Origin of the sequence: Nocardiopsis sp. NRRL B-16309 (assembly GCF_001279585.1) — a bacterium.
Taxonomy (GTDB): Bacteria; Actinomycetota; Actinomycetes; order Streptosporangiales; family Streptosporangiaceae; genus Nocardiopsis.
This window is the reverse complement of the sequence record NZ_LGEC01000114.1, coordinates 61,930-85,554: the sequence shown is the minus strand read 5'-3', so window position 1 is coordinate 85,554 and position 23,625 is coordinate 61,930. Positions and strand designations below refer to the sequence as shown.

20 protein-coding genes are annotated in these 23,625 nt (G+C 73.5%); 13 read left to right on the top strand and 7 right to left on the bottom strand.

What is annotated here, in order from left to right:
• Positions 1–202 precede the first annotated feature (202 nt).
• Positions 203–1,060, top strand: coding sequence for an ABC transporter permease (locus ADL05_RS24895; RefSeq protein ID WP_231640901.1), 858 nt, complete (start codon positions 203–205; stop codon positions 1,058–1,060).
• Here ADL05_RS24895 and aztD read toward each other — a convergent pair.
• The 4 genes from aztD to aztB form a co-directional block, all read right to left on the bottom strand.
• Entirely contained in the window at positions 1,050–2,240 is a 1,191-nt protein-coding gene (gene aztD / locus ADL05_RS24890) for a zinc metallochaperone AztD (RefSeq protein WP_255351865.1), read from the bottom strand. The two genes, ADL05_RS24895 and aztD, sit on opposite strands and share 11 nt — an antisense overlap.
• Before the next feature lie 87 nt (positions 2,241–2,327).
• Positions 2,328–3,260 (bottom strand): zinc ABC transporter substrate-binding protein AztC, encoded by a 933-nt coding sequence (aztC, locus tag ADL05_RS24885; RefSeq protein ID WP_053619782.1) that lies wholly within the window; start codon positions 3,258–3,260, stop codon positions 2,328–2,330.
• Positions 3,261–3,265: 5 nt separating this feature from the next.
• The gene (locus ADL05_RS24880; RefSeq protein ID WP_053619437.1) at positions 3,266–4,486 is read right to left on the bottom strand and encodes a hypothetical protein; all 1,221 of its coding nucleotides are present in this window, start codon (positions 4,484–4,486) and stop codon (positions 3,266–3,268) included.
• Positions 4,483–5,364, bottom strand: a complete 882-nt coding sequence (aztB, locus tag ADL05_RS24875; RefSeq protein WP_053619436.1) for a zinc ABC transporter permease AztB — start codon at positions 5,362–5,364, stop codon at positions 4,483–4,485. Before aztB ends, ADL05_RS24880 begins: the two co-directional genes overlap by 4 nt.
• Positions 5,365–5,429: 65 nt before the next feature.
• Here aztB and aztA point away from each other — a divergent pair, with 65 nt between their 5' ends.
• Entirely contained in the window at positions 5,430–6,143 is a 714-nt protein-coding gene (gene aztA / locus ADL05_RS24870) for a zinc ABC transporter ATP-binding protein AztA (RefSeq protein ID WP_053619435.1), read from the top strand.
• Between the two features lie 190 nt (positions 6,144–6,333).
• Here aztA and ADL05_RS24865 read toward each other — a convergent pair whose 3' ends face one another.
• Positions 6,334–7,401, bottom strand: a complete 1,068-nt coding sequence (locus ADL05_RS24865) for an NAD(P)-dependent oxidoreductase (protein WP_369800992.1) — start codon at positions 7,399–7,401, stop codon at positions 6,334–6,336.
• Between the two features lie 100 nt (positions 7,402–7,501).
• On the opposite strand from ADL05_RS24865, the gene ADL05_RS24860 reads away from it, so the two are divergent.
• The 9 genes from ADL05_RS24860 to ADL05_RS24825 all read left to right on the top strand — a co-directional run bounded on the left by ADL05_RS24860 (position 7,502) and on the right by ADL05_RS24825 (position 17,345).
• Positions 7,502–7,807: a hypothetical protein gene (locus ADL05_RS24860; protein ID WP_053619433.1), complete on the top strand. Its 306-nt coding sequence runs from the start codon at positions 7,502–7,504 to the stop codon at positions 7,805–7,807.
• A 65-nt stretch (positions 7,808–7,872) separates the two neighbouring features.
• Positions 7,873–8,178, top strand: a complete 306-nt coding sequence (locus tag ADL05_RS24855; protein WP_053619432.1) for a metalloregulator ArsR/SmtB family transcription factor — start codon at positions 7,873–7,875, stop codon at positions 8,176–8,178.
• Between the two features lie 661 nt (positions 8,179–8,839).
• Positions 8,840–11,674: a BTAD domain-containing putative transcriptional regulator gene (locus ADL05_RS24850; protein WP_053619431.1), complete on the top strand. Its 2,835-nt coding sequence runs from the start codon at positions 8,840–8,842 to the stop codon at positions 11,672–11,674.
• A 114-nt stretch (positions 11,675–11,788) separates the two neighbouring features.
• Entirely contained in the window at positions 11,789–12,148 is a 360-nt protein-coding gene (locus tag ADL05_RS24845) for a DUF4333 domain-containing protein (protein WP_231640900.1), read from the top strand.
• A gap of 411 nt (positions 12,149–12,559) precedes the next feature.
• The gene (locus tag ADL05_RS24840; RefSeq protein WP_082376883.1) at positions 12,560–12,850 is read left to right on the top strand and encodes a hypothetical protein; all 291 of its coding nucleotides are present in this window, start codon (positions 12,560–12,562) and stop codon (positions 12,848–12,850) included.
• Between the two features lie 188 nt (positions 12,851–13,038).
• Positions 13,039–14,943, top strand: coding sequence for an alkyl/aryl-sulfatase (locus ADL05_RS24835; RefSeq protein ID WP_053619429.1), 1,905 nt, complete (start codon positions 13,039–13,041; stop codon positions 14,941–14,943).
• A gap of 257 nt (positions 14,944–15,200) precedes the next feature.
• The gene (locus ADL05_RS30800; RefSeq protein ID WP_156366024.1) at positions 15,201–15,359 is read left to right on the top strand and encodes an LPXTG cell wall anchor domain-containing protein; all 159 of its coding nucleotides are present in this window, start codon (positions 15,201–15,203) and stop codon (positions 15,357–15,359) included.
• The gene (locus ADL05_RS24830) at positions 15,356–16,759 is read left to right on the top strand and encodes a glycosyltransferase (RefSeq protein ID WP_231640899.1); all 1,404 of its coding nucleotides are present in this window, start codon (positions 15,356–15,358) and stop codon (positions 16,757–16,759) included. The genes ADL05_RS30800 and ADL05_RS24830 overlap by 4 nt, the downstream gene beginning before the upstream one ends.
• Before the next feature lie 232 nt (positions 16,760–16,991).
• Positions 16,992–17,345 (top strand): hypothetical protein, encoded by a 354-nt coding sequence (locus ADL05_RS24825; RefSeq protein WP_197285923.1) that lies wholly within the window; start codon positions 16,992–16,994, stop codon positions 17,343–17,345.
• Between the two features lie 135 nt (positions 17,346–17,480).
• On the opposite strand, the gene ADL05_RS24820 is transcribed toward ADL05_RS24825, so the two are convergent.
• Positions 17,481–18,269: an SAM-dependent methyltransferase gene (locus ADL05_RS24820; RefSeq protein ID WP_053619427.1), complete on the bottom strand. Its 789-nt coding sequence runs from the start codon at positions 18,267–18,269 to the stop codon at positions 17,481–17,483.
• A 241-nt stretch (positions 18,270–18,510) separates the two neighbouring features.
• On the opposite strand from ADL05_RS24820, the gene ADL05_RS30795 reads away from it, so the two are divergent.
• Positions 18,511–18,846 carry a hypothetical protein gene (locus ADL05_RS30795; RefSeq protein WP_156366023.1) on the top strand — a complete coding sequence of 112 codons (336 nt, stop codon included), beginning with the start codon at positions 18,511–18,513 and terminating at the stop codon, positions 18,844–18,846.
• On the opposite strand, the gene ADL05_RS24815 is transcribed toward ADL05_RS30795, so the two are convergent.
• On the bottom strand, positions 18,836–20,185 hold the full coding sequence (locus tag ADL05_RS24815; protein WP_053619426.1) for a DUF2786 domain-containing protein: 1,350 nt from the start codon (positions 20,183–20,185) through the stop codon (positions 18,836–18,838). The genes ADL05_RS30795 and ADL05_RS24815 overlap by 11 nt on opposite strands.
• A 699-nt stretch (positions 20,186–20,884) precedes the next feature.
• Between ADL05_RS24815 and ADL05_RS24810 the strand changes: the two genes are divergently transcribed.
• Positions 20,885–23,572, top strand: coding sequence for a GTPase-associated protein 1-related protein (locus tag ADL05_RS24810; protein ID WP_053619425.1), 2,688 nt, complete (start codon positions 20,885–20,887; stop codon positions 23,570–23,572).
• Positions 23,573–23,625 lie beyond the last annotated feature (53 nt).

Below are 23,625 nucleotides of genomic sequence, written 5' to 3'. Positions count from 1 at the left end.
CGGCGGCCGTAGCCGCGGGCCACCGTGTCGCCGCCGCCCGTCACCTCGACGGCGGCGAACGACGCCCCGCGGCGCGCCGGACACGGCGCCGACAGTGACATCGCGTCATGCCCCCGCCGGGACGATCGTCATGGCGCCGTGGTGACGCGGCACCACTGCCGGACGGGCGACCAGCGCGCCTTCCAGCACGAGGACTTCCGCCATGCTCCCGATCGCCCAGGGCGAGCTGATCCAGATCTTCCGCAACCGGTTGGTCCTGGTCACCATGTTCGTGGTTCCCGCCGCCTCCAGCGCCTTCTACATCTACCTGCACCGGCTCCTGCCGGACCTGGACCTCGGTGCCGTCGCCGCGGTCCTGGTGTTCATCATGGTGGTGATGGGGCTCTACGCCACCACGGTGACCACGCTCGCCTCCCGTCGGCAGAACCTCTTCCTCAAGCGGCTCCGCTCCACCGCCGCGGCCGACCCCGCCATCCTCACCGGACTCCTGCTCCCGGCGACCGTCATCACCCTGCTCCAGGTCGCCGTGGTCCTGACCGTGCTGACCGCGGTCGCGGCCGGACCGGCCGACGTCCTGCTCCTGGCGGCGGCCGTCCTGGCGGCGGTGGCCATGATGCTCGGGTTCGGCCTGGCCACCGCCGGACTGACCAACTCGCCCGAACACGCACAGGTGACCACCCTGCCCCTGCTGGTCGGGACCCTCGCCGTGTCCGGCTGGGTGGGGTTCACCGGCACGGAGGAACTCACCCTGCTCAAGCGCCTGCTCCCCGGCGGATCGGCCGCCGAACTCGTGGTCAACGCCTGGAACGGCGGCGTCCCCTCGGTGAGTCGCTCATTCTGCTGGCGCCGACGCTGGCCTGGGTCGTCGTGGCCGTCGCGCTGGCCGCCCGCGTCTTCCGCTGGGAGCCGCGCCGATGACGGCCCCCGGACACGGGGGCGTCGCCACCGCCCCGGCGGGCCGATGACGGCCCCCGGACACGGGGGCGTCGCCACCGCCCCGGCGGGCCGACGCGCGGTGCGCCGACCCGCCGGGGCGGTCGCCGGAACGGTCAGGACGTGACGCCGCTGAGCTCGTTCGGCGCCTCGTCCAGGGTGGTGGAGGCGGTGACCTCGCCCGCGGCCAGGTCCACGGCGTGCACCTGTCGGGTGGCGGGGTCGCTCACGTAGGCGGTCCCGCCGCGCACGAACAGCGCGGGCCGGGCGTCCTGCCACTCCAGGGGCTCCTCCCAGGAGTCCATGATCTCGATGCTGTCCACGACCTCGCCCGCCTCGGGGTCGATCACGTGCAGGGCGCCGTCGGTGCCCAGCACCAGGGCCTCGCTGTCCGGCCCCCGCCCGAGGGAGCGGAAGGTGTAGCTGCTGGGCAGGTCGACCACGGTGAGCTCGGCCTCGGCCGTGTCGATGAGGGCGATCCGCTCGGGGCGCTCCAGCTCGGCGTCCGGGTCGGTCTTGTAGTCGCCGAGCACGATCGGGGACTCCTCCGATCCGGCCTGGTTGCCGATCCGCGAGTAGTCGTCGAGGCCGTCGACCTTGGAGAACTCGCCGTCCTGGTAGAGCAGTACGCCGTCCTCACAGCCGATGACGACCACCTCGTCCTCGGCGGTGGCCTCACCGTGGACGCCGGGGCACTCCTCGTTGCGGGCGATCTCCTCGCCGTCGGCGTCCAGGGCCAGGGCGCCCACGCGCTCCTCCTCGTCGCCGAGGGTGGTGACGAGTTCGCCGCTGGTCAGTTCGATGGCCACACCGTGGTGGGCCTCCTCGCTCAGGTAGACCTCGGTGTCCTCGGGGAGGCCGTCGCCCAGGGCATCGGAGTCGAAGGCGGTGACCTCGCCGGTGCCGTCGGCGAACAGCACGGTCCGGCCACCGTGCCGGACGACGTGCCCGGGCGCCTCGGCGGCGAAGAGGGTGTCGGTCAGCTCGCCGCCGGCGGCGTCCAGGACCTGGAAGCCCTCGGACGTGGAGACGAGCACGTGCCGGTCGTCGCCGGCCGGGTTGATCCGGTTGAAGCCCTCCAGCTTGATGTCCGCGGCGACCTCCAGGGTGTCGCCGTCCAGGACGTACAGTCCGCCGTCGTAGGTGGTCACGACCGGATCGGTGACGGCCGCGGCCTCCGCCGCGACCGGGTCGCCGCCGTCCTCGGCGGCCGTGTCCTGTCCCGCGCCGCAGGCGGTCAGCAGGAGGCCGGCCGAGACCAGCACGGGCGGGGCCGCCCAGTTCCTGAGGTGTTTCGCCATACTCATGGGTGGTGTCTCCAGATGTTCTGATGGAAGGGCCGCGGTCGTGCCGAGGGGCGGAGCCCGCCGCGGTGTGGGAACCCGGGGTCCGGGTCAGTCGTCACCGAGTCCGGTGACGATGGATTCGGTGTTGGAGCGGGTCATCTCCAGATAGTTGGCCGCGCCCTCGCCCTCCTCGCTCAGCGATTCGGAGAACAGGGGGATCACCTCGATGTCGACCCCCGCCTCCTGCGCCATGACACTGGCCAGCCGGTCGGGCTGGGAGGAGTCGGCGAAGACGGCGTCGACGCCCGCCTCGCGCACGGTGTCGGACAGGTCCTTGAGGTCGGCGGTGCTGGGGGAGGCCAGGGTGGTTCCGCTGGGGATCACCGTGCCGATGACCTCGAAGCCGTAGCGGTCGGCGAGGTAGCCGAAGACGTGGTGGTTGGTCACGAGCCTGCGGTCCTGCTCGGGGATGGCGGAGAACTCCTCGGCCATCCAGGTGTCGAGCTCGTCCAGCTCCGCCGTGTAGGCCTCGGCGTTGGCGCGCACGGCGTCGGCGTCCACCCCGTCGACCCGCTCGACCACGCTCTCGGTGATCAGGTCGACGGCCTGGACGACCCGCCGCGGGTCGGTCCAGAAGTGGGGGTCGGGCTCGCCCTCGTTCTCGTCGGAGGCGTAGGGGAGCGGGTCCACGCCCGCGCCGACCTCCAGGGCGGCCACCCCGGCCTCCTCCGCCGCCGCGACGTTGCGCAGCACGCCCTCCTCCAGGCCGAGGCCGTTGTAGACCACGAGCGCCGCGTTCTCGACGGCCGCGGCCTCCTGGGCCGAGATCCCGAAGGAGTGGGGGTCGGCGTTGGGCTTCATCAGGACGGTGACCTCGGCCTGCTCGCCCACGATGGTGCGGGTGATGTCGCCCAGGATGTTGGTCGTCACGACGATGCCCTGGCCCCGGCCGTCCTGCGCCGCGCAGGAGGTCACCGCCAGGGCGGTCGCGGCGAGGGCGAGTGCGGCGGCGCCCAGGCGCCGCGCGATCGGTGTCCTCATGTCCGTCACCGTCCCGTCTCGACCATGAGGTGCGGCGCGATCCCGGCGTCGAGGGTCCGCGCGACCCGCAGGTCGTCGTTGTAGTCGATCTCGTGGATGAGGCCCGCCCCGGCGTCGTTGACGTAGGCGCGGCTGGTGTCGACCTGGATCGTCGGGGCGGGGTCCTCGCCCACCGTGTCGAGGAGGGCGGTCCCGGCCCGCTCCTCGCCCGTCCGCGGGTCCAGGGAGCGCAGGGTCCCGTCCGCGGTCAGCACCAGGACGGAGGTGTCCTCGCCGATCGCGCTCACCGCGACGGCGTCGGGCACGTCCAGCCGGGTCCAGGCCGGCTCCGAGAGGTCGAGGACCCACACGTCGCCGTCGGTGGACAGGGCGGCCAGGACGGCGGAGCCGGGCCGGTGGTGGAAGGACTCCGTCCGGGAGCCGCCGCCGTCCGGGTAGGGGAGTGTCTCGGCGACGAGGGCGTCGTCCTCCTCGGTCACGTGGAGGGCGCCCTCCCGGCAGGTGAGGACCAGGCCCCGTCGGGTGACCGCGGCGCCGCCGGGGTCGGTGCACGCCGCGTCGAGGGTCTGCTGTTCGGCGCCCTCCCGGTCGTCCACGCGCACCCGCCCGTCGGAGCCGCCTTCGGCCACCACGAGCCTTCCCGCGTAGGGGAGGGCGGTCGCGGAGCCGCCCGGAGCCGCGGCGGCGGGTTCGACGGCGCCGTCCTCCAGCGCGCCGCGTTCCAGGGTCAGAGAGGCGCCGTGGCCGTCGACGAGGGAGGTCAGGGCGGGGTCGGTGACCGCTCCGCCGGCCGTGAAGTCCTCCAGCGTGCCCACGTGCCCGATGCCGGTTCTGTAGTAGTGGTCGTGGTCACCGTGGTCCACGGTCCACGCCCCGCTGTCCACGACCTCCGTAGTCCCGTGATCCGATGACCGGAGGTATGCGAACCGGCCGTCGCCCGTGATCCCGTCGACCTCCGGTACCGGGTCCAGCGCGGTCACCTCCTCCGTGATGAGGTCCAGGACGCGGACGTCCCCGGTGCGGGTGTCGGCGACGACCAGGCGCGACTGGGGTTCGGCGGTCTCCTCGGCCCCCTCGACGTAGCCGTGCGGGACCTCGTCCGCTTCCGACGCCCCCGCCTGGGCGGGGGCGTCGCCGGAACCGGTGCCCGCGCAGCCGGTGAGCACCAGCAGGGCGACCAGTCCGGTCGCGCCGAGCACGGCGCCGGGGCGGTGTTCGCGTTTCATGGGGTCGTCTGTCCTTCCGTGTGGGCTATGGCGGTGGGCCGCCCGGAGCGGCCCGCGCGGGGAGCGGCGTGCCGGGCGGCGGAGGCGAGTGCGGAGGCGAAGAACAGCGCCACGGCCACGGCCGCGATCGTCGCCCCGGCCGCCGTCTCCCAGTGCCAGGACACGAGCAGCCCGAGGAAAGTGGCGGCGCTGCCCAGCAGGGCCGCGCCGAGCATGATCACCGGGATGCTCCGCGCCCAGAGCGCGACGGCCGCCGGGGGCGCGATGAGCAGTCCGAACACCAGCAGGGTGCCGACCACGTGGAAGGAGGCGACCACCGCCAGGGTGACCAGGCCGAGCAGTACGGCGTGCGCCGCGCGGGGCGCCAGCCCCAGGGTGTGCGCCTTGCGCGAGTCGAAGGCCAGCGCGACGAAGGCCCGGTGTCCGCCGACCGCGACCACGAGCGCCACGGCCAGAGCGGCCCCCAGGTAGGCCAGGTCGCGCTCGCGCACGGCCAGGACGTCGCCGAAGAGGAACCCGGTGAGGTCGACGGCGAAGGAGGCCGAGTGGGAGACGATGATGACGCCGACCGAGAGCATCCCGACGAAGAGCAGTCCGATGCTCGTGTCCTGGGACAGGCGTGGTGAGCGGCCGAGCGCGGTGACCCCGGCGGCCATCGTCCCGGCCGCCAGGGCGGCGCCCAGGAGGAGGTTCTGTCCGAAGAGGGAGGCCAGCGCCACCCCGGGCAGCATGCCGTGCGACATCGCGTCCCCGAGGAAGGCCATGCCGCGCAGCACCACCCACGTCCCGGCGAGCGCGCAGACGGCGGAGACGAGGATCCCGCCCCACAGTGCGCGCTGGACGAAGACGACCCCGAAGGGCGCGAAGAAGGCTTCCATGGTGGGACACTCTACAATGAAAATCATTATCGTTTTCACATCGGGGTGTCGTAGGAGGAATGACCATGGACCGGGTCGTACTGGAGGGCGTGTACGCGGGGTACGGAGGCCCCGACGTGCTCAGGGGCGTCGACGCCCGGATCCCCGAGGGCGAGGTCACCGCCCTGGTCGGGGCGAACGGCTCCGGAAAGTCCACGCTGCTGGGCGTCCTGGCGGGCACGCTCAGGCCGCGCGCGGGTACGGTGACGCGGCACGGCGGCTCCCGGCCCGCCTTCGTGGTCCAGCGCAGCGCCGTCCAGGACGCCCTGCCCGTCACCGTGCGGACGACGGTCGCGATGGGGCGCTGGGCGCACCGGGGGCTCTGGCGCCCGCTGACCCGGCGCGACAGGGCGGTGGTCCGGGAGTGCCTGGACAGGATGGGCGTCGCCGACCTGGCCGATCGACGGCTGGGAGAGCTCTCCGGCGGCCAGCGCCAGCGCGTCCTGGTCGCGCAGGGGCTGGCGCAGGAGGCGGACCTGCTCCTGCTCGACGAACCCACCGCCGGGCTGGACCGGCACGCGCTGGAGTTCGTCCGCGCGACCGTGGACCGGGTCCGCGCCCAGGGGGTGACGGTCGTCCACGCCACCCACGCTCCGGAGGAGGCGTCCGGAGCCGACCACCGCATCGTCATGGCGGACGGCATGGTGGCGGCGCCCGGGCCGCCCGGAGAGGCCGCACGTGACGGGGGCGCGGGCGTCGGCGCTGGTCCGGGGCATCCGGGGGGCCCTGCCGTTCGGTGACCTCCCGGCCGAGGCGGGCCGCCTCGGCCGGGCCGCTGCCGGTACACTCCCGCGTGCGCTGGGGGACCGCGCCCGCCGACACGGTCCCACCCGCGCGGTGCCGTGCGGAGCCGGGAGGGCGGCCCGGCCGACGACCCGCGCCGAACACCGGTCTGCGGAGCCCGGTCGGAGGACCGCACCCGCCGGCGGCTCAGCGGAAGGTCTCCGCGACGCGGGCCAGGCTCTCCCGGCCGTACCCGTCCTCCACCTGCCGGTCGAGCCGGGCCAGCAACGGGGCGAGCAGGTCGTCGGGGACTCCGCGCGTCCGGCCGCTGTCCAGGATCGCGGCCAACCCGGCCCGGTTGATGTTCAGGTTCGACGTCTCGGTCGCGTACTCCCGGGCGTCGGCCTCCCCCGCGAAGAGCGGCAGCACCGCCGCCGCCCCAGCCAGCCACGGGACCAGCAGCTCGGTGATCTCCGCGGCCGTGATCCCTGAGGCCTCGGCCAGGGCCAGCGACTGGAAGAAGCCCGAGAACATCCCGTACATCCCGGCGAGCACGGCCACGTCGTAGGCCGAGGCCAGCTCGGGCCCCGCACCGGCGTACCGGACGGTACCCAGCCGGTCCAGCACCGCGCGGTACCGCTCGAAGGCGGCCGTGTCGCCACTGACCTGGGTGAGCGCCTCCGCGGTGCCCACGGTCTGGGGCACGGCGAGGACCGCGCCCGCCAGGAAGGCGGCCCCCCGGCCGGCGGCCCACGACGCCAGTTCCCCCGCCTGCTCGGGGGTGCCGGAAGACAGGTTCAGCACGGTGCGGCCCTCCAGTTCGGCCGCCGCGCCGCCCAGCACCTCCCGGACCGCCGGGTGGTCGAGCAGGACGGTCACGACGAGTTCGGAGGCGGCCACCGCGGCCGCCGGCCCGGCCGCCACGGCCGCGCCACCGGCCCGCAGCCGCTCGGCCCGCTCCGGCGAGCGGTTCCAGACGGTGACGGGGTACCCGGCTTCGAGGAAGCGCTCGGCGACGGCCCGGCCCAGGTTGCCCAGGCCGAGGACGCTGACGGTGGGACGTGAGTTCATGCGGTGCTCCGATGGACGGGCGGCCGTCGGTCCGGCCGCGGTGACACCACCGACTCTGCGCCGCGCCCCTTCGGGAATCCTCCGGGCCGACTTCGGAGCGCCTTCGGAGCAGCCTGGGCCTGCCTTCGGAGCCCGGTGCGCTTTGACGGGGAATCCCGGCGCGGGGAGGCTCCTACCTTCTATTATGCAAGTATTGCTATACATTGATCAGAGGGGCGGCGACGCGGCCTCCGCGCGCCTTGCGTGTGCGCGGGCCCTCGGGTCGTCCCGCAACCAGTGTCCCGTCGAGTCAGGGAGTCCGGTCATGACCAGCGCCACCGAGCACCGCACGCACAGCGACCACGCGCACGCCCACGGAGAGGCGTGCGGCCACGTCACGTTCCCGCACGGCGACCACGTCGACTACGCGCACGACGGCCACGTCCACCGCGTGCACGAGGACCACGTCGACGAGTGCGTCCCGGCCGGGCACGTGGTCCACGAAGGCCACGACGCGCACGAGCACGGGCACGGCTGCGGCCACGTCGCCGTCCCGCACGGCGACCACGTCGACTACCTGCACGACGGGCACCGCCACGCGGCCCACGAGGGGCACTGGGACGACCACTGACCGTTTCCCCGGGGCGCCGCCCCCGGCTGGAAAGGGAAACCGTTGTCATTTGCTAATATGTGCATATGACAACGGTTTCCTCTCATGATCCCCTGCGGGAACTGCGCCCGGCGGGCGAGCTGCTGCGGGCGCTCGCCTCACCACTGCGGTTGGGGATCGTCCGGGAACTGGCCCAGGGTGACAAGTGCGTCCACGAACTCGTCGACGCCCTGGAAGCGAGCCAGCCCCTGGTCTCCCAGCACCTGCGGGTTCTGCGCTCGTCGCGGATCGTCGCGGCCCACCGCAAGGCCCGGGAGGTCGAGTACTCCCTCGTCGACGACCACATCGCCCACATCGTCCTCGACGCGATCCGGCACGCCGCGGAGTCCTGAGCGGTCCGGCCGTGCGCGAGGCGCCCGGGCGGAACACCCCTCGGGTGCGGCGGTGCCCCGCCTTTCCTCCGGCCCTCTCCCGCACGTGCGCATTCCATGAAGCGGCGACGTTTTTTGTCTCTTCTGTGTTCTCCCGTGATGAGTGCCACTCCTCCCCATTCGGAGCCTGATCCGGTCGGATCTCCGCCCTTTTCTGGCTGCTTCGACCCGTCCCGCCGGTCGGTGTCGGTGTCCTTTCGAGGAAAAGGGCGACCGTGGTCCATTCGGTCGGAGTGCGGGCTCGGTGCGCGTGCGTCGGGGAGTCGCAGGGGCCGCAGGGAGAGGGGTTTCGGTGCCGCGGAGGCGCCGCCGATTCCGGACGGACAACGTGAACTCCTCATTTTTGTCCTCATGGTCCCGCCAGGGTGTAGGAGGGTCAGTCACGGTGCCATTGCGGCCTTGGTCAGGGACCATGAGAAACGCGTTCCCCCGTTCGGATTCGTCTTCCTGGAATGGAGTGCCTCGGTCTTCCGGTCGGCGCTCCCGAGGTCTATCGTTCTGCTGATTCCCCGACGAGGGGAGTGCGCGCCCGGAAAGCGCGGTCGGACGCCGACCGCTCGGTCAGGGCGATGCCACTCCGAGTCACGCCATTCCTTGGGACATCTTCCGAACCGGTGGGGTCATGACACTAGAGATCTCCGTACTGGGTGACATCGCGGCACGGATCGACGGCCGCCCCGTCGACCTGGGACACGTGCGGCGGCAGGCCGTGTTCCTCGGGCTGCTGGCCGACGCCAACCGTCCGGTCACTGTGGACCGGCTGATCGACCGGGTCTGGGGCCGGCGACCGCCCAGCGGAGCCCGTTCGTCCCTGTACAGCTACGTCTCCCGGCTGCGGTCGGCCCTGGACGCGTCCGGCACGGACACCAGGGTGCAACGGCGTCCGGGCGGCTACGTCCTCGCGGTCGCCGCCGACGTGTGCGCCGCGATCGACCTGGTCCGCTACCGCGACCTGGTCGCCAGGGCGCGGGCCTCGCCCAGCGGGGGACCGGCTCTCGCCCTGTACGAGGACGCGTTCGGCCTGTGGCGGTCCGACCCCTTCGGCGCCCTGGACAGCCCCTGGATCAACGAGGCCCGCGAACAGCTGCGGCTGGAACGCTTCCGGGCCGAACTCGACCGCAACGACCTGCTGCTGCGCCAGGGCAGGCAGGCGGCCCTGCTCGGCGACCTGCTCTCCCTCGCCGAACGGCATCCGCTCGACGAGCGCCTGATCGGCCAGCTCATGCTCACGCTGTACCGGGAGGGGCGAGCCGCGCAGGCGCTGGAACGCTTCGAGCACACCCGCAAGGCCCTGGGCGAGGAGATGGGCACCGACCCCGGAACCGAGCTCCGGGACCTGCACCTGAGGATCCTCAACAGCGACCCGGCCCTGGACGCCCCGTCTCCCGTGGCGGCCCCCCGCCTGCGGTCGGACCCGGCCGCCGCGCCCGCGGCCATGCCCGCGCCGGGCCAGCTCCCGCCCGCGCCGCCGGTGCTGATCGGACGCGAGGAGGGCCTCGCCGCACTCGACTCGGCCCAGCGTCCCGGAGCGGTACCGGTCACCGTGGTCTGCGGTCTGGGCGGGGTCGGCAAGACCTCGCTGGCCCTGCGGTGGGCGCACGACAACCTCGACCGGTTCCCCGACGGCCAGCTCTACGTGAACCTGCACGGTTTCTCCCCGAGCACACCCGCCACCACGCCCCAGGCCGCGATCCGCGACCTCCTCACCGCTCTGGGAGTCGACCAGAACGCCGTCCCCGCCAGTACCGACGCGCGGTTCGGCCTGTTCCGCAGCCTGCTCGCCCGCAAGCGGATCCTGGTCGTGCTGGACAACGCGCGCGACTCGGAGCAGGTCCGCCCCCTGATCCCCGGTTCCCCCTCCTGCACTGTCATCGTCACCAGCCGCGACCGGCTCAGCGGTCTGATCGCCACCGAAGGGGCCCGCGGCGTAACACTCGACCCGCTCACCCCCGCCGGAGCGCGCCGACTGTTCACCGCCAGAGTCGGTGAGCGCCGCGCGGCGCGGGAGCCGGACGCGGTGGACGCGATCGCCGCCGGCAGCGGCGGGCTCCCCCTGGCACTCACCATCACCGCCGCCCACGTCATGGCCACCCCGCACCTGCCGCTCGCCGAACTCGCGTCCGAACTGGGGGAGACCGCCACACGGCTCGACACCCTGGACGCCGGCGATGGCGGCACGTCGCTGCGCGGCGTCCTCGACGCCTCCTACCGGGCGCTGCCCGGGCCCGCGGCCCGGCTGCTGGGCCTGCTCGGCCTCGCCCCGGGACAGTGCATCGGGCTACCGGCCACCGCGGCGCTCGCCGGGCTCGCTCCCGCCCGCACCCGGGTGCTCCTGCGCACACTGGAGTCGGCCCACCTCGTCCACCAGCCGGCGCCTGGCCGCTACGAACTGCACGACCTGGTCCGCCTGCACAGCAGGGAACGGGCCGAGCGGGACCAGCCGGAGGAGGACCGGCGCCGGGCCCTGCACGCGCTGGTCGCCCACTACGTCCGCACCGCCGCGGCCGGCAACCGCCACCTGGGCCCCCACGACACCGCCTCGTCCGTAGGCGAGGAACCGGCCGACGGGCCCCCGGCGGCCCCGCCGCCGTCGAACGAGGCCGAGGCGATGGAGTGGTTCTCCGCCGAGCGGTCCTGGCTGCCCACCGTGGTCCGCCTCGCCTCGGACCTGGGGCTGCACCGCCAGGCCTGGCGGCTGTGCTGGGACTCCCACCTGTTCCTGCGGCGCTGCGGCCCGGTCGACGACTTCGTCGCCAACGGCCGTGCCGGGCTCGACGCCGCGACCAGGCTGGACGGTCCGGACGCCCCGACGCTGAGGGCGCTGGCCCACCGGGGGCTGGCCTCCGCCCTGCTCCTGGCCGGGCGCCGCGGCGAGGAACCCGCCGACCACCTCGTCCAGGCCCTCACGCGGTTCGAGGACACCGGTGACCTGCTCAACCAGGCGCACACGCACCAGGCCCTCCTGCTGTCCGCGATCCTCTCCGGGGACGAGCGGTCGGCCGTGGAGCACGGGGAGCGGTCCCTGGACCTGTACCGGAGCGTCGGTGACGCGTGGTGGGAGGCGGGCGCGCTCAACAACCTGGGCTGGTGCCTGGCGCGGTTCGGTCGGCACGAACTCGGCCGCGCCCACTGCCAGGCCTCGCTGGACGCGTGCCGGGCCCTCGGCAACCGGCACGGTGAGGCGGACGCCCTGGACAGCCTGGGCTACGTCGCCGCCCGAGCCGGCCGCCACGCCGAAGCCGTCGCGCACTACCGTCGGGCGGTCCGCCTCTACCGGAGCCTGGCGCGCGCCACCGAGGAGGCCGACGCGCTCAGCGGCCTCGCCGAGGCCCATGCCGCCCTCGGCGAGACGGGACACGCCCGCGAGGCCTGGCGGCGGGCCCTGGCGCTCTACCGCGAGCAGCACCGGGCGGAGCAGGTACGGGAGACCGAGAAGCGGATCCGCGACGCGCGGTGAACCGCGGGCCCCGCGCGTCTCCCGGGTGAACAGAGCGGACATCCGGCAACAGGGCGGTATCGGGACGGGTGAACGGGGAACCGGCCCAACGCTCCCGCCGTCGGTTCATGTGGCATGTCCCCCGAAACAGAGGAGGCCGCGATGCGGCAGCAGGTCAAACGTCACACCCTCGTCACCGGAGCCGTTCTGGGCGCGCTGCCCCTGCTCCTGTCCACCGGTTGCTCCTTCAGCATCGGCGGCCCCGGCGACGTCGACGCCGAACTGGTCGCCGAACGCTCGAGCGAGATGCTGGCGGAGGCAGGCCAGGCACCGGACGAGTTCACCTGCACCCAGGACCTTCCGGCGGAGGTGGGCGCCGAGATCCGCTGCAACATGGTGAGCGGCGGGATGAACTACGGCGTGACCATCACGGCGACCTCAGTCAACGGGACCAGCGTCCAGTGGAACATCCAGGTCGACGACGAGGCCCTGTAGCCCGCACGCACGCTCCGCGACAGCGCGGCCCCGGCCGGTCGCACGCTCCGACGTCGGGCGACCGGCCACCCTCTATCCCTCTTCGCTCCCCCGGCTCCGACCCGACCCGGGGGCGGGGGACCGACCTGACGCGTGCCCGCCCGTCCGCAGACGCCTGCGGACCGGACAGCCCCCGGGTCGGCGAGCGCCTGTGGATCCTGGAGGACTCCTCGGCCGCCACCGTGACCAGGGGGACGGTCGGACCGAGTGCGCCGGGCGGTGCCAAGACCCGTCGGAGGCCGGTCGGATACAGGGCAGGAATTGGCCGCCCCTTGTCTTCGGCGATATCGGACGTGGGGAATGCCGTACACGCCCGTGAACGAGTGTTCCGGGTGCTCCACGCCCACGTCACGTCGAACAGGGGATGATTCCATGGCGGCTTCGACACCCGCGGAGGGCCCGATCAGCGGGTCCCCCGTCTCCGAGAAGCGCTTTTCCGCGACGTCCGTCCCACCGCGGATCTGGGTCGCGCTGATCCTGGTGATCATCGCGGTCTTCTTCGTGGCGCAGAACAGGGACGTGACCGAGATCCAGGTCCTGTTCTTCTCCCTGGAGGCCCCGCAGTGGGCCGCGCTGAGCAGCACCGCGGTCGTCGGCCTGCTCATCGGACTCCTCCTGCGCCCCTCGGAACGCAGGAAGCGCAAGGCCGCGAAGCGGAAGTGACCGCCCGCGGCCGTGTCGGCCCGAGCGGGGACGGCGGCAGCCGGGAAAGGCGCTGAGCCGTGCCGGACCAAGAGGACGTTGACCGTCCCTTGGCCCTAGCCCACGCGCGTGCCGGGTAGGTGCCGCTGCGGGACGCCCGGGGCCGTTGCGAGGCGCCCCTGGACGACGACACACCGCAGGAGGCGCTCATGGCACATGGCACCGGCACCGGGACCGGCCGCGCGACCGGAGGGGTCCCCCGCCCGACGGCGTCGGGGGACGCCGGCACGGAGACGCGGGGCCCGTCGCTGGCCGACACGGCCGACTTCGACGACTCCCGGCGCGGACTCATCGCCCCCGCCCCCCTGCACGTCACCGACGCACGCGGCCGGTCGGTCTGGGACCTGCGCCCCTTCTCCTTCTTCGAGGAGGAGGGCGAACGCGTCCCCGACACCGTGCACCCCCACCTGTGGCGCCAGGGCCGGCTCACCGCCATGAGCGGCCTGTACGAGGTCACCGAGGGCGTCTACCAGGTGCGCGGCATGGACCTGTCCAACATGACCATGATCGAGGGCCGCGAGGGCGTCGTCGTCGTGGACCCCCTGGTCTCCGAGGAGGTCGCGGCGCGGGCCCTGGCCCTGTACCGCGAACACCGTTCGGACCGGCCGGTCACCGCCGTGGTCTACACCCACCCCCACCTCGACCACTTCGGCGGTGTGCTCGGCGTGGTCGACCCGGCCCACGTCGAGTCGGGCCGGGTACCGGTGGTCGCCCCCGAGCACTTCATGGAACACGCGGTGTCGGAGAACGTGTACGCGGGGACGGCGATGATCCGGCGCGGCATGTACTTCGCGGCCTTCGGACTCGAACCGGGACCGGAGGGGCGGGTCGGGATGGGACTCGGCGTCGGGACCTCCCAGGGGCAGGTCGGCCTGATCCCCCCGACCCTGGAGATCACGCGCACGGGCCAGGAGGAGGTGCTCGACGGCGTGCGGTTCGTCTTCCAGATGACCCCGGGAACCGAGGCGCCGGCGGAGATGAACTTCCACCTGCCGGAGCAGCGGGCCCTGTGCACCGCGGAGAACGCCTGCCACACCCTGCACAACCTGCTCACCCTGCGCGGCGCCCAGGTCCGGGACGCCCGGATGTGGTCGCGGTACCTGAACGAGACCCTCCAGCTGTTCGCGGACGACTCCGACGTCGTCTTCGCGTCGCACCACTGGCCGATCTGGGGCACCGAGGGCATCCGCGGCTTCCTCGCCGAGCAGCGCGACATCTACGCCTACCTGCACGACCAGACCCTGCGGATGATGAACAAGGGGTCGACGGGCATCGAGATCGCGGAGGAGCTGGCGATTCCGCCGGGGCTGGAGGAGGCCTGGAGCGCCCGCGGCTACTACGGCTCGATCTCGCACAACATCAAGGCCGTCTACCAGCGGTACATGGGGTGGTTCGACGGAAACCCCGCCCACCTGTGGCAGCACCCCCCGCGGGCCCAGGGAGAGCGCTACGCCCGCGCCATGGGCGGCGTGGACGCCCTGCTGGACCGGGCCCGGGCCTTCGCCGACGAGGACGACCTGCGCTTCGCCGCGGAGCTCGCCTCGCACGCGGTCTTCGCCGCACCGGACCGGGACGACACCAAGGAGCTGCTGGCGGACGTCCTCACCCGGCTCGGGTACGGGGCCGAGAACGCCATCTGGCGGAACTTCTTCCTGGTGGGGGCCAAGGAGCTGCGCGACGGTGTGCCGCCGACCGCCATCGCGCTGGCCGACAGCCTGGTCTCGGCCCTCGACGTCACCCAGGTCCTGGACTCGGTGGGCATCCGCGTCGACGGGCCCCGTGCCTGGAAGGAACGGCTGTCCCTGGACCTGCGCATGACCGACAGCGGCGAACGCTACCGGGCCATGCTCTCCAACGGCGTGCTCATCCACTACCCCGACCCCGAGGGCGAGGCGGCGGACCTGGAGTTGAGCGTGACCAAGGAGGAGCTGATCCGGGTCCTCACGACGGGGGAGCTGGACGGTGTCGAGCACATCGGGGACACCGGGGCACTCGGTCGGCTGATGTCGGTCCTGGACGAGCCGCGCCCCGACTTCGCGATCGTCACGCCCTGACGGTGCCGCGCCGGGGCTCCGGCGCGCTGGGCCCGGCCGGGAGCGGATGCGCCGCTCCCGGCCGTCGCGTCGCCTCCGGTCCTTTCGCGTCGCGGCCCGCCGTGTTCCGGCCCGGAGCCACCGCCCCGGCGGCTCGCGGGGGTATTGACCGTTCACTGGAGGAGTTTTGGCCTGACCTTTCTCGTGGCGGTCGGTACCCCAGCGATGACCGGGTGTCATGGTTCATGTGCGAGTAGTCATTGGACAAGGGAGTGCATGTGCCTTACGGATCCGCGACCGGCTCAGGGACCACGCTGGCGGCGACCGGGATCGCCACCGGCCACCTCTGGCTGATCGCCGTCGGACTGCTGCTGACCGTCGTCGGTGCGGTCCTGATCAGGTGCACGTTCCGTGCCGACCTGGGCCCGACCCAGTGATCGGTTCCGACGACGGTGCCCTCCCCCGGGCGCGCTGCGTACGCCCCGGGGTGGTCGCCGCGCTGGCGGCCGTGTCCCTGGTCGGCTTCGTCGCGTGGGGCGTCCTGCACGTGGTGGTGATGGCCCGCCACGGTGTCAGCGCCAACGTGAACCTGGGGCTGGTGTGGCTCGCCTGTTTCGTCCTGCTGTGGTGGGTCCCACTGGCCTGGTTCGAGCGCCCCTTCCGGGCCACCGCCGCACAGCGCGACGCGCTCGACCGGTTGTTCGTCACCGTGCAGATCCCGGTCTACAACGAGGATCCGCGGGTCCTGGCGATGTGCCTGCGCTCCGTGCTCGAACAGAGCCGGAAGGTGGACCGGGTCAGGGTGGTGGACGACGGCTCCGTCGACCCGGACACGGGCGCCGCGCAGGACTACGCCGACATCCGCGACCGGTTCCTGGCCGACGCGGCGAAGGCGGGTGTGGCGGCGACCTGGGACCGCACGCCCAACCGGGGCAAGCGGTACGCGCAGATGCACGTCCTTGCCGACGACGACGCCGACGTCTTCGTCACCCTGGACAGCGACTCGGTCATGGACCGCGACGCCGTCCGGGAGGGGCTCGCGCCCTTCGCCGACCCCAAGGTCGCCTCCGTCGCGGGCCACGTGCTGGTGCTCAACCGGAACGCCAACCTGCTGACCCGCATGACCGGCCTGCTGTACCTGCCGTTCACCCGCGGTCTGCGCAGTGCCCAGTCGGTACTGCGCAGGGTGACGATCAACTCGGGCACGCTGGCCTTCTACCGGGCCCGCCTGGTGCGCGACCGCGCGGGTGTGTACGAGAACGAGACCTTCCTCGGCCGTCCGATGCAGATGAACGACGACTCCATGCTGACGTTCTACGGACTGCTGGAGGCGGACACGGTGCACCAGCCCTCGGCCCTGGTCTTCACCCTCGTCCCCGAGACCGCGCGGCACTACTTCGGACAGCAGCTGCGCTGGATGCGCGGCACGACGGTGCGCCACCTGTGGTGGCTGCGGTACATGCCGGTCCGCGGCGTGGTGTTCTGGGGGACGGTGGCCGAGTACCTGCACCTGTTCCTGGGCTACGCCGTTCCGCTGCTGATCGTCCTGCATCCGGACCTGCGGACCCACCTGGGGGACATCGCCCTCGCCGCGCTCGTCATCGGCACGGCCGTCAGCTACCTCATCTCGCTGCGGATCTTCATGGTCGTCCGCTCGGACGAGACGGTGGTCCAGAGGCTGCTGCTGTTCCTCTGCGCGCCGGTCGCCACGATCTGGCGCCTCCTGCTCCTGCGGCCGCTCTACCTGTACGCCATGTGCACCTGTGGCCGTATCGCCCGGTGGGGGACCCGGGACAGGGTCGAGGTCGCCTATCCGTCCGACCCCGTGCGGACCTGACACCCGGACACCGACGAGAGACGGCTCGGGCCGCCCGACGCGGGCGACCCGAGCCGTCGCGTGTCCGGCGCCCGGCGCCCGAGGATCGACGGGCCAGACGATCGGTGGGTGCGGTGTCAGTCGGACCGGACTCGGGGAGCGGATCAGAGGAGGCCGTGAAGCCGACGAGGCCATCGGGGTCCGTGGGGTCACAGGGTTCGTGGGCGGCCGGGAGGACGCGGACCGCCTGCGTGTGGCCCTGGGAGATCGGCGCGGCGACGTGGCGGACGCCCGGGACCGGCCCGCGCCCGAGGACGCGGGCGTGCACGTCGGCAGGCCCGTGCGCCTGACCTATCTCAGCCTCGCGGCGGTCGCGTACGTCACCATGATGGGGGCGGGACCGGTGCGCGCGATCATCGTGCTCTTCGCCGGGGCCACCGTCGTGCTGGTCGTCCGCGGCGTCACCACCGAGCCGCCCACGGGCCCCGCCGACCGGCCGCGGACCTCCGCGGACGTCACGAGTGAGCTGGTGGAGGCCCAGGAACTGGCACTGGAACTGGCCTCCCTGACCGGCCCCGAGAGCACCCCGGGAGCCGCCGGGCCGTAGGGGGCCGAGAGCGTCAGGGCGAGGGGCCCTACCCCCGAGGCGTCCCCCGCACCGAGAGCCGCGCCTCCACGAGCCCGCGCTACGCCCATCGCGCGGCCGTGCACCCGGGCCCCGCGTCGCGGGGCCCGTGAGTGCTCAGGGCTTGCGCGCCACGCCGCCGTACTGGGCGACCTCGACGGGGCGGCCCAGGTCGGTGGTCTCCGGGCGCCAGAACGGTACGGAGACCACACCCGGCTCCAGCAGTTCCATCCCGTCGAAGAAGCGCTCCAGCTCGGCGACCGTGCGCAGGTGGATGGGCGCGGAGGCCTCGGCGTTCCACTGCCGGGCCGCCTCGACGATCTGGGGGCTGGTGTCGGTGCTGTCGCACAGGGCCAGGTAGCTGCCGGAGGGCAGTGCGTCCACGTACGTGCGCGCGATCGCGTAGGTCGCGTCGTCGGCGGGGAAGTGGCCCAGCGTGCCCATGATGGTCATCCCGATCGGCTGGGAGAAGTCCAGGTGCTCGCGCGCCTGGGCCAGGAGCGCCTCGGCCTCGACCAGGTCGGCGTCGAGGTAGTGCGTGCTGCCCTCCGGGGAGCTGGTCAGCAGCGCGCGGGCGTGCGTCAGCACGAGGGGGTCGTTGTCGGCGTAGACGACCTTGGACTCGGGTGCGATGCGCTGGGCGACCTCGTGGGTGTTGTTGGCCGTGGGCAGGCCCGTCCCGATGTCCAGGAACTGGCGGATGCCCGCCTCCTTGGCCAGGTAGGTGACGGTACGGACCAGGAAGTCGCGGTCGGCGCGGGCGAGGCGGACGATCTCCGGAGAGCTCTCCTTGATCTGCTCGCCCAGGCCGCGGTCCACGGGGTAGTGGTCCTTGCCGCCCAGCCAGTAGTTGAGTACGCGTGCGGAGTGGGGAACGGTGCTGTCGATGAGCGGAGCGTCCGTCACGGAGCCGCCTTCCAGAGCTGAGGGAGTGTCGACCGTAGTGTTCCGGTGATCGGACGTCGTGCGCAACCCGGAAGCCCTGGCAGGCAGGCGCTCTCGTGCGGTCACCGGACGGCTCGGACGCGGGGCGCGACCGGGTTCCCCCGTTCGGTGGTGATCATGCGCTCCGGCCGTGGCCTGAACCGGACATGGCGCCTGGGGTGATCACCTCACGACCGAACGTGACGGTTGCCAGGGTGGAGGCATGCCGGACCGACTCGCGATCCTCGCCGTCCACTACGCGCTGGCCATCTCGCTGGCTCTCGCACTCACCCTCACCGTGGTGGCGGACGACCCGCACGCCCCGCCCGCTCCCGGCTGCCTGCGGGCGAGAACCGCGTGCGTCGAGGCGCTCGACGCCGTCCCCGGCGCCCTGCGGTGCGCGGGCGGCCGGCGAGGCGGGCGTGCCAGGGCGCGCTCCCGATCCCGCTGTGCGCGTGCGCGTACCACTGGCGGTGGTCGGCGCGACGGGCGCGGCGGTGCCCGTCGCGCGGTGTGGAGTACGCCCCCGCGCTGTCGGCACCGCGGGGTCAGCTGGTGACGCGCTCCCGGGCGTGCAGGGTCGCCGCGTCCGCGGCGGCCCACCCGGCCTCCCAGCCCTGGGCGTTGGTGGGAACGCTCAGCTCGGTCTGCTCCACCTCGGGGAAGGTGGCGTGGAAGGCCTCCTCCACGCGCTCGGAGCGGCGCGCCAGGACCGGTACGAGGTCGGTTCCGGCCTGGGCGTGCTCGCGCACCGCCTCCCGCTCACCGGTGTGCGAGGCCAGCATCAGCCGTTCACCGATCCGGTCGGCGAAGGCCGACAGGAACGACGCCCGGAAGGATCTGGTGGTGGAGCGCCCGTGGCGGTCGCGGGTGGAACCGGCCAGGCGCATCGCGGTGGTGGCCTGCACGAGCAGCGACGTGAACAGCAGTTCCACGGCGTCGACGTCGCCGGGGTAGCCCAGAACCGTGCACAGGGCGAGCTGTCGGTGCCACACCGCCCGGCAGCGGTTGGCCTGGGCGATGACGTTGAGCAGGGCGGCCTTGTACGACTCGTAGGGCGCGTCCACGGGCAGCCGGCGCCCCTGGACCTCGCCGGTGTCCCCGGACTCGGCGACCACGGCCGCGTGGTCGATGCTGTGCCGGGCCATCAGTTCCTGGGCCCGGCTGGTGAGCGCTTCGGCCTCCTCGGGGAACTCGGTGGCCTCGGCCTTGGCCAGGAGGTGGCGGATGCGGGCGAGTTTGGCCGGATCGATCCCGTCCTCGGGCGCCGTCGAGCTGGCCTGCCCGGGCAGCGGGCACAGCACCTGCAGGCCGGGCAGGGAGCGCAGCACGGCGGTCACCCGTACGGCCAGGCGGACGGTGTGGAGCCGGTCCAGGCCGTGGCGCTCGGCGAACCGTCGCGTGTGGTCGGTGTCGGCGCCCCACCACGGCCGTGCTCCCAGGTCGCGCAGTTGGCGTGACCACTCGGGCGCGATCCGGGCGGCGGGGTAGCGGCGGTTCTCGGCGGCGACCATGTCCGTGGCCAGGGCTCCGGCGGTGCGGTCGAGTTCGCGGGTGAGCACGCGCACCAGTTCGTTGGGCTGCCACCCGTTCTGCCAGCACCGCGTCACCTGGCGTTCCAGTCCGGAGAGCAGGGCGCGGTCGACAGCCCGCCCCCAGCCAGGTACCCCCGGTTCGGCGAGTTCGGCCAGGGTGGCGTCCAGCTGGGCCTCACCGCCCCGGCGCAGCGCGTCCACGGCGAGCGCGACCAGCTGGCGCGCGTGTTCCTCGGGCAGGGGCGGAGGCACGGAGCCCTGGGAGGTGGGCGCGGCGGGCCCGCGCTGGCCGTCCCGGCGGCGCTGCCGGTCGCCTGTCGTCCTCAGCCTGGCGCGCCGCCGTTCACGGTTGACCTCGCCCATGCGTATCCGGTTCCCATCGAGACGCTCGGTTCCCTTGAGGACTAAGGATGTCAGGAATTCCAGGCGCCGTGGCCGCCCTGTGGACAACGCCGGGCCCGTGCCCGCGGCCGGGGAATCCGGGGGAGCGCCCGGAGCAGGGCGGGGCCGCTCGGGGCCCGCCCGCCGCCCCTGGGGAGGGGTTCCTGAAAGCCGTCCCGTGCCGCCCGCCCGGACGACTCCACCCTCGCGGGCAGGTGGACCGAACGACCCACCCGTCCCGTCCCGTCCCGTGCCGCCCGCCTGGGCGAGTCCACCCTCGCGGACGGATCACGCTTCGTCGCCGCGCCGGTCACCGGCGGGGCCTCAGTGGTCAAGGCGAAGCTCTTTCCTTTTCGTCTGAATTGTGGCGTGTGGGTATCGCCTCATGGAATATCCACATCTCTGGAGAACTTCGGATTCCGTTGGTAGAATTCTCCGCTGAATGCACCTTCGCGGACAATGTCGTCCCCCTGGTCGGACGGGGCGATCCCGGGCATGACCAGGTCCTTCCCGGTGGTCCGGCCCCGGCACGCCCGCGCCTTTCGCGCGTTCCCCCGTTTCCCTCCTCCACCTCCCGCCCCACGAAGAACGGTGGCGAACGATTCCTCCGCGACGTCCGCGTGCCGTGAAACGCCCGCCCACTCCTGATGTCGACCGCACGTTTCCCCCGAAGGACGGCCGATGAGCACAGCGGAAGCGCACTACACCTCGGTGGAGTCCGGGCCGACGGGCGACCCCGGATTCCAGTTCGTCCACGTGTCCCCGGGACTGCGGCCCGCGCTCCTGCGCCGGATCGAGCGGATCCTGGCCTACGAACCCCCGCCCGCCCTGCCCGTACGGCCCGACCCGTCCGACCTCGCGGACTTCCCCGTCGCCTTCAGCCACACCAGGCTCACCCACGACACCACGGTCCTCAGCCACACCGTCTACGTCGGCCGCGACCACACCGGCCGGTACGGCAACTACTACGCGCACGCCCTCGTGCTGCACGGGACGCCGACGTCCACGGCCCTGCCCATCGACACCTGGGGCTCCCCTCTCTGGCGGACGGGCCCGGACGACACCGGCACCGATTCCGGCCCCGACACCGGCACTGATTCCGACATCGACACCGGCACGGACCCCGGCACCGGTGTCGGCGCCGACCTGACACCGCTGACCGACGCCGAACCCACCGCGCGGGCGGTCGGTCGGCCTCGCGCCACCCCTCCAGGCGACCTCCCGCACGGGCCGGACCCGCTGTCGCCGGACCGCCTCACGGCCTTCGCCCGCCGCCACCGGGGCCGGGCCGCGGCTGTCCTCACCGACGTCCTCCAGGCGCTGGACGAGGACGGCGACGCCGACCACCAGGTCGTCCTGGTCGGCTCCAGTGCCGAGGTCGCCCACTGGATCGCCCTGGCCTGCCACAGCCTGCCCGCCGACCTGGCCGAACGGCTCACCTTCACCACCTACACCCGGCGGCCCGACCTGTCCCCGCACCACGTCATCGGCGTCACCGGGGACTGCGCTCCACTCGCCGACACCGCGACCGGCGACCGGTACCGGGTGCATCCGCCCACGGGCGCGGATTCCGTCACCACACCGCTCACCTGGGCCGTCGCGGCCGCGGCGCTGTGGGAGGCCGGGCACGGCGCCCTGGTGCGCGCCACCGCCTCCGCCGAACCGCGGGACCCCGGCGCACCCCTGGCGCGACGGGTACGGGAGCTGGGCGGTGCCCTGGCCTGCGCCGCCCTGGCCGAGGGGATCGCGCTCCCGGCCGTGGTGGCCCCCGACGCGGTGTCCTGGTGCCGCGACCGCGTCGACGCGCGCCCCCGTTCGTGGTGGGCGGTACTGCTCGCCGCGCTGACCGCCGAGGGCCCGCTGCGCCCGGAGCCGGCCCGCGATCTCGCCGATGCGCTGGAGCGCCGGTTCGACTCCGCCCTCACCGCCCCGCTGGTCACCGCGGCACTGGGCGCCCTGCCCGCTCTGCTCGTCGACGAGCCGGACCACGCCGACCTGCGTGAGGTGCTGCGCTGGGCCCGTACCCGGCTCGGGTCGGCGGGTGACGACCGTGTGCTCCGGCCCGCCCGGCGCGCGCTCCAGGAGGCGCTCGCCCGTGACGGCACGCCCGTCCACGTCCTGCTCGACCTGTTCCGGTTGAGCGAGGCGCTGGTCCAGCCCCACCTCCAGGAGGAGCACGCGGCCCGGCTCCTGGTGCCGCCGCTGCTCGACGGCGGCCCGGGCCGCGCGGAGGTCGGGGCACTCCTCGGCGAACCCGGGCAGGCCCGTTCGCGCGCCGTCGTCCTGCGTGCGCTGGACACCCTCGCGCGCGACGAACCCGGGCCCGTCCTGGACCTGGTCGCCCGGGACGCGCCCGCCTGGCTCCTGGATCCGCCACCACTGCCGCTGCGCGCCCTGCGGGCCGTCCAGCGGCTCGTCGCCGCCCGCCGGGACGCGCGCTCCACGGACACCGACCTCGCCGAGTTCGCCCTGGTCACAGACACGCTGGCCTCCGGAGGCGATCCGGACGGTGCCTCCGTTCGGCTGGCCCTGCGCATGGTGTGGGCCGGGAGCGGACCCGACACCGGCCGCGCGGCCCGCATGCTGCTGGCGCGCCCCCACCCCGACGTGGCCGGGGCCGCCTCGGCCCTCGTGGTCGCGGCGCGGCGGCCGCATCATCGCGTCACGGCCCTCGCCGACCTGCTCATGGACCACTATCTGGACCTCTTCCCGTCCCGGCACCGGCCGGTCGTGGAACTCGTGGCGCTCACCGGACGGCTGCGCGACGTGGGCAGGGGAGCGGGCACGGACCGGGTGGTCCGCCGCCACATGGAGCTGCTCCTGAGCCGGGCCGGGCGCGGCCCGCTGGGCGAGGACGCCGCCCGCGCGGTGGTGGAGCGGGTCGTGGATCCCGACGGTTTCGCGGCCGACGACCGCGTCTTCGCCCTGGAGTTCGCGGAGTTCGCGGCGCGGGCCACCCCGGAACTGGCGGCGGCCTACACCCGTCGGGCACGCGCCGAACTCCCGCCCGTCCTGCGCGGCGACCACCGCATGTGCGCCGCGCACGCGTGGCTGTGGTGGTCGCGCGGCGGAAGCCCCGCCTGGGAGGCGGAGCGGGGCACCCTCCTGGACCAGGTCCTGGCCCCGGCCCTGCGCGGGCTGCGCCCGGCCCTGCGCCGCGACGCCTACGCGCTGATCGGCGCGGTGGCCCCGGACACGGCCGAACAGGTGCGGTCCTGGATGGACGCCGGTACCTCCGGACGGACCCGCACGCGCGGGATCGGGACCGTGCTCCGCCGGGTCGGCCCCGGCCGGGTCCGGGCTCCGGCCGAGCGTCCGGCACGTCCGGACCGCTCGGCGCCCCGGCCGCTGAGCGGCCCGGGGCGGTGAGGAACGCGCCGGCCGGGGGCCGGTGGTCCAGCGGCCTGGCGACGCCGGGCCCC